The organism is Microbulbifer okhotskensis (assembly GCF_023895975.1).
Lineage (GTDB): Bacteria > Pseudomonadota > Gammaproteobacteria > Pseudomonadales > Cellvibrionaceae > Microbulbifer > Microbulbifer okhotskensis.
On sequence record NZ_JALBWM010000262.1, the window covers coordinates 1 to 1866 of the forward strand.

The following is a 1866-nucleotide window of genomic DNA, read 5'->3' on the forward strand; positions in this document are numbered from 1 at the left end:
TGGGTATCGTTGTCACCAACGTCCCAACAGTCGATCAATTCGTCAGTTTCGCAGTTATCTGCCAGCAAGCCCTCACGCAGCCACATACCAGCGGCAACACACCAAGGGTCACCTGGGTTTGTGGTGCCGCCACCGTTTGCAGGAGTTGTGATAGTTCCTACCGCACGCCTGCCAATACCGGCTGCCAACTTCCAAATCTGTGTGGTTGCGTAGTAAGTAACACCACCGCCGGCATAGTCGAGATCATCGACATAAACGTAATAGGTGGTAGAGAAACTTAACCCGGTGATTGAGCCACTGTTATAGCTAACAGTGAAACCAGCGTACTGAACGGCGTGGGAAGAGATTGCTATTTTTGCTGTAGAGCCGTTATCGGAGGCAGATAACACCGTGCTGCTCGTTGGCAGGCTCGCCACTGAGCCCATGTTTTGTTGTAGGCTGCGCTGGTCGGCGATTTGGCCCTTTTCATTAAGGCCGCTGAGATATTGAGAAAATCCAATGAGGGGGCGCGGATTTTGGTAGACGCCGCCGCTGGCAACCATCTCCGTCGCAGAGAGAGATATCTCTCCAATAATTAGATGATTTTCTGTCGGTACGAAGCTTACTCGCTGAGTGGTAGAACTATCGTAGTAATGATATTTATATTCTCCACGCTCAATCGATACGGGAAGCGCTGAGCGTGCTGAAGTCCAGGCCCCATCCGTATCGGTAACAATATAAAACTGTCCGGACAGACTTGGGTTTAGTTGAACCGGTGGAATCGTCACTCGCTGACCATCCCAAATAAACCAGCCCGGTAAGTCACCGTCAGGGTTGCCGTTTGCATCAAAACCGCAAAGCTGCACCTCTCCCGGGTTGGCGTTATCCTCCAGGCTCGACCCACTGTTAGTTTTTAAGTAGAGGCCGTTGCCCGCCGGCTCCACTTCATCGATACGAATGTAGTCGAATTGTGTTCGCCCCTGCTTGCCTCCGCCGTGATTAGCTACCGCGAACGGGGAAAAGTAGCGCACATCCGCATGCAGCTTCGCCGGCTGTGCAATCGTATTGCGCCCCGTTGAATCCCGCTCCTCTGTGGTGCTGGCATTACCTAAAAAATAGCCGGTGTATTCCTGCCAGCCATCACCCGCTACTGCGAGCCCTGAGCAGGCGACATAATGTTGACCGCTGTAGGAGTCACTTCCAGCACCATTACACCGACTGCCATCAGCCCGATAACCGCTAACACCGACATACAGATTTCTGTCCACATCCCCTTCATCGGCCACCCAGACTCGCGCCTTGATGCGATACAACTTATCCGGATCAAAGGGGAAGCGCTCCTTAAACTCAATCCAGGCCTCACCGTCGCCGGCTAAATTACCGCTGCCATCCCCACCGATACGCAATACACTGCCACCGGCACGCGCCCCTGAATCATTGGTCCTCACATAGTAAATATTGTCAGTGGAATTTCCGGCAACTATTGGCCAGTCATCTACCGCCGCGGTATCCACAAATGCATCAACGAATACCGAAGCCGACGCTTGCTGCGCGCGCAGCTGCGCCTTGCGTAAACTCTGCATACTGCCGATTAAAATACCGTTATCGGTAAATGCTCCGGTGAGTTCGTCATACCCCACAATATTGAGCGTTGCGTTGTCAGCGGGTTTATTTGATCCGCTCACCCCATCCCACGTTGCACGCTGCCGCGCAGCGTCGACAATGGCATTTAGCAGTGTCTGCCGCTTTTCATAAACGTATTCCCAGTTGGCATTCCAGATGCTGCGGCTAATCGCGGTCACCTGAGTGGAGTCATTCCAGGCCGGTGCTAATCCCTGCAAGTAACTGGTTAGCGCGGTGATTGAGGCGGTGTAGTCCGCGCGCTGA

The 1866-nt window shown here is 53.4% G+C and carries 1 pseudogene; it reads right to left on the bottom strand.

Annotation, left to right across the window (positions count from 1 at the left end):
- Positions 1-1866 (bottom strand): annotated as a pseudogene (locus tag MO867_RS21875) (hypothetical protein); the annotation flags it as partial.